The following is a 3,982-nucleotide window of genomic DNA, read 5'->3' as shown; positions in this document are numbered from 1 at the left end:
ATCCGACTTTACATGCTTTAGTGATTTGGAAAAATAGGAGCAGAAAAATGCGTTAAAGAGAGCTTTAAATACCCTTTAGATAAGGTCTTTGAAGATCCTTTGAGAACCCCTTAAAAACTCTTTGAGAAAAAATAAATTGGTACAAAACCTAGTGGCAAAATATACAAAACCCGCTGGCAAGCTACATTGAGAAAAAATAAATTGGTACAAAACCTAGTGTCAAAATATACAAAACCTGCTGGCAAGCTACACTGACAAGCTACAACAAAGTTATAGCACCATAAAAGTGCTGTGGCGGAGGGGGTGGGAGCGTTATATTTATATAAAATCAATAAGTTATATAAAAGTTCGGGAGTTTTGATTCCGTTGATTATTTTAACTTATTTTATGTCTATCCCGAACCTTTTTGTAGCTTTTTGATTGCTTCTATTGCAAGTCGTTTTCTATCAGCTGTTTTGGTATAAAGGGATGCCATTTTATCTTCTGTCCAGCCAAAAAGCGCTTTCATTTGCGAAACTGTCGCACCAGCATTGGCTGCACGTGTTGCTGCTAATTTTCGCAATCCGTGCGCTGATTTTTTAATACCCGCTGCATTACATGCTTCACGAAAGAGGTTGCCAAAACTTTCTTTGACAAGCTTATTTCCACCTTTACCACAAATAAATGTTTCATTACCTATGGGACCAATTTTAAGGGTTTCCTCTAGTTCTGGTAAAATAGGAAGAAAAACATCTGTTTTAAATTGGCTCTTTTCTGTTTTGAGATAAATGATATTATCTTTGACGTCTTTCCAGCCGATACGAACGGCATCACCACGACGCAAGCCTGTATAAAGAAGAACATCAATCCAGACGCGTTCATGTGTACCATGTGACCAACGGTGATAATATTTGTCTATGTCCTCTTCTAGCCATGGCAGTAATCCCTCACTGTTTAAAGATTTTGGTGCTTTTATATTAAAGGCAGGATTTCTATTTAAAAGGGCATTATCAACCGCCCAATTAAAGAGACCGTTTAAAGAGGTCAAAAAATGTTTTGCAGCTGCGGGGGTCTCTCGCCTTCTGTCTACGGCTTCAAGCATGTGTTGTTTGTTTATGCTTTTATATGCACGATTACCGATATGTTTAGAAACATTATTCAGAATTCGATATTTAACTTTTTTAGTAGATTCTGATTGATTATGCCATTGCATGCTTTGTAAATACTGATGCAACAACCAATCGAAAGACCCTTCTGTGAGTCTGGTACGCCTCTTTGTTTTGGAGGAGCCATTTTGAGCTTGCTTAAGAGCAAGCGTATAATTATCGACAAACTCTTGCGTTCCATAGGTTCCTTCAATCCGAAACCGTGGTCCATGACCAATACGTACATACCATATGATTTTACCATGGCGTGTGCGTTCACGAACAAGATGCGGTGGACGGCGTTTTGGCATGGCTAAAACTTTATACCGTCAACAGAGGGACACGATTTGCTGGTATCGTAGTCTTTTTGTTCATTTTCAAGCGGTGGAAAATCGTCAATGCTATAAGTATTATCTATCGTTCTGGGTGTTACGATTTTATTGATATGAATTAATAATTCACCAGTAGGCTTGATTTCTACAACCTCTGCTCCTTGTTTTTTAGCTTCTCGTAAAGCACGAGCAATAGCTGGTTGCGTGATAGTAGGTGGGCGGTGTGGCATGTTTATTCCCCTTCATTTTAGATGTAATTCACCCGTGGCGTGAAGCACGCATGTGTTGAAATTTTGTTTGTGGAGTTAGAAGCTGGTTTATAGAGATACTATAAGATTAGTCGTTCGTATTTTCTCATCTGGTCTTTTCTCCAGTTGAGATTCTTCTATCGCCATCAATCCAGTCGTCCCAACATACACATGCTTCACCGTAAATTTTTGCATGACCGTAAACATGCGCATCACCGTAAACTTGCGCATTGCCGTAAACACGCGCCCTATCGTAAATGTGTGGCTCTTCGTAAACTTGTGCATTGCCATAAACTTCTGCATTATCAAAAACGTGCGGTTCACCGCAAATATGTGCATCACCGTAAACTTCTGCATGACCGTAAATGCATGGTTCATCGAAAACTTCTGCTTTGCCATAAATACGAGAATTGTCGTGAACATGTGCATAACCGTAAACATGTGCATTTTCGTAAACCTTAGCATCATCATAAACCTTGGCATAATCTCCAATCCAGCAATTACCATGATGTGATAGGTTGTCTTCTTTCTCGATATAGCCTCCAAGATCACCTTTCTTGACGTCCCCAAAATCTCTCAATGCACGAATGCGGTGGAGAGTTTTACCTTCAATCTCAGTTGTTTCATCAGTCAGTTCATATTTATTTTCCATGGTTTATTTCCTTGATTTGCGTACAATCCACCCGTGGCGTGAATCACGCATGTGTTGAAAGTGTTAGGAAAGGGTGGGGGTGCTGGGAGGAGAGAGCACCCCCATAGGTTTAAGCAGCTTTTGCCAAAATCTTTTGCATCTCTTGTTCTATTTCCCCTAAAAAGATTTCGACCGCTTTATTGATCTCTTCAATGTGTTTCTCATCACGGAGGACGCGTTTGATTTTCATTCTCAAACCAGTAGATTTGCCTACAAAATTTGGATTATAGCTCATGAAATCACACCATTTACGTCCAGTGCATGCCATTTGGAATTGCATTTGTGCGTGATATTCTGGTTTAATTTCGTCATATATAAAAAAACGAAGATGGGTTGTTGATTGTGGACATTTGACTTCGATTAAACCGTCCTCTCCAATGAACCCATCAGGACTTGCACCAGCCATTTTCATTTTTGGGTGTGGGATAAACCCGCATCTTGTGACTTCTGCGTCATAAATGAATTCATATTCTCTTAAGGCATTCTCTTCATGTTCAATGCCCCATTGCATAGCAGGTGTTGTATAAGATTGGCTTATTTCCTCTATTAAGCGTTCTGTCATGAGTTTCGTTTTGTAATCTTCATATTTGCTTGTAGGAAAACCTTTTGCTGTCTTACTGAGTACGTTGTAAACGTTTGAAGCAGTGACTTTACCCAAGCGCGCTTGAAACCATTCTGCTGTTCTTTGTTCCATCTCACACCGCCGTTCCCTGTTCGTGTGGCGTTTCTATATCGGCATCTTGTATAGTAGAATCTGTTTCTGCCTTTTGCCTGTTTTGTTTATCTTTCAAAAGATGTAACACCGTTTGTGCTTGTCCTTCAGACATATCGTCGAGCTTTTTGACGTTGACATAAGCAAGTATTTTTTCTTCTTCTGTTTGGGTTTGTACTACGAGTCTTCTGATTTCATTGATCTGTTGTGGAAAAGCCTTTTTAATAGGCGGGTTTCCATCTGTATCATCATCTTCACTCACGACATTAAGAAGCATGCCTAACAGATATCTGCGTGCGTATGTGATTGCAGAACCAACCGATTGTATATTTGATTTGCATCCTTTAGTGTCATAAGGAAACTTTCCTTCTGTTGAGATTTTATTTCCAGACGGATGCGTCAAAGTCATTTCTATAATTATATTGTCTGAACTCTGTTCTTTGATACGAGAAAACAAAGCAAATCGGTGTTTTGCAAGAGTGTTTTTTACAGCATCAATGTACTGGTCAAGGGTTGCATATTGGCTGTTTGTATGGGTGTTTGTAGAGTTTTTTTGTATTTTTTGATATTCTATTTGCATATTCGAAAGATCACTGGCAAATCTTTCGTAGTTTTGTCGTTCTATTTCTTTTTCTCGTAAGGCAATGAGACGCTCGAGACGGTCCATATCGACGTCATTTTCTAAGGCTCTATTTAAAATACGTTCCATAGCAGTTTGTTTAACCGCTAAGTGATGCGTTTCTTCAATTTCTGTTAGGTTAGTGTTTTGTTCACTCATCTTGATTTCCTCCTATTTGAGCGCAATTCCCCCGTGGCGTGAATCACGCTGGTGTTTAAAAGTTGGTTTGGTTGTTAGAGTTTGGATTTTATAGGCT

General features: G+C 39.3%; 5 protein-coding genes. All 5 read right to left on the bottom strand.

Annotated features, from left to right (window positions below):
* Nucleotides 1–391: 391 nt before the first annotated feature.
* The 5 genes from ACFINO_RS09290 to ACFINO_RS09270 all read right to left on the bottom strand — a co-directional run bounded on the left by ACFINO_RS09290 (nt 392) and on the right by ACFINO_RS09270 (nt 3,885).
* Entirely contained in the window at nt 392–1,435 is a 1,044-nt protein-coding gene (locus ACFINO_RS09290) for a tyrosine-type recombinase/integrase (protein WP_375615513.1), read from the bottom strand.
* A gap of 2 nt (nt 1,436–1,437) precedes the next feature.
* A complete protein-coding gene (locus ACFINO_RS09285) occupies nt 1,438–1,686 on the bottom strand; it encodes a hypothetical protein (RefSeq protein ID WP_375634934.1) in 249 nt (82 codons plus the stop codon).
* Nucleotides 1,687–1,810: 124 nt separating this feature from the next.
* Nucleotides 1,811–2,356, bottom strand: a complete 546-nt coding sequence (locus ACFINO_RS09280) for a hypothetical protein (RefSeq protein WP_375655520.1) — start codon at nt 2,354–2,356, stop codon at nt 1,811–1,813.
* A 109-nt stretch (nt 2,357–2,465) separates the two neighbouring features.
* Nucleotides 2,466–3,089 carry a lambda exonuclease family protein gene (locus ACFINO_RS09275; RefSeq protein WP_375655518.1) on the bottom strand — a complete coding sequence of 208 codons (624 nt, stop codon included), beginning with the start codon at nt 3,087–3,089 and terminating at the stop codon, nt 2,466–2,468.
* 1 nt (nt 3,090) lies between these two features.
* Nucleotides 3,091–3,885, bottom strand: a complete 795-nt coding sequence (locus ACFINO_RS09270) for an ERF family protein (RefSeq protein ID WP_375655516.1) — start codon at nt 3,883–3,885, stop codon at nt 3,091–3,093.
* Nucleotides 3,886–3,982 lie beyond the last annotated feature (97 nt).

The sequence above is a fragment of the Bartonella sp. AA83SXKL genome (assembly GCF_042196965.1).
Taxonomy (GTDB): domain Bacteria; phylum Pseudomonadota; class Alphaproteobacteria; order Rhizobiales; family Rhizobiaceae; genus Bartonella.
The sequence above is the reverse complement of the archived record's forward strand: the minus strand, read 5'-3'. Positions and strand labels throughout refer to the sequence as shown.

Excerpts from the sequence above, each read along its gene's own strand:
- ACFINO_RS09290 (WP_375615513.1), bottom strand. The coding sequence starts at position 1,435 with ATGCCAAAACGCCGTCCACCGCATCTTGTTCGTGAACGCACACGCCAT.
- ACFINO_RS09280 (WP_375655520.1), bottom strand. The coding sequence starts at position 2,356 with ATGGAAAATAAATATGAACTGACTGATGAAACAACTGAGATTGAAGGT.
- ACFINO_RS09285 (WP_375634934.1), bottom strand. The coding sequence starts at position 1,686 with ATGCCACACCGCCCACCTACTATCACGCAACCAGCTATTGCTCGTGCT.
- ACFINO_RS09275 (WP_375655518.1), bottom strand. The coding sequence starts at position 3,089 with ATGGAACAAAGAACAGCAGAATGGTTTCAAGCGCGCTTGGGTAAAGTC.
- ACFINO_RS09270 (WP_375655516.1), bottom strand. The coding sequence starts at position 3,885 with ATGAGTGAACAAAACACTAACCTAACAGAAATTGAAGAAACGCATCAC.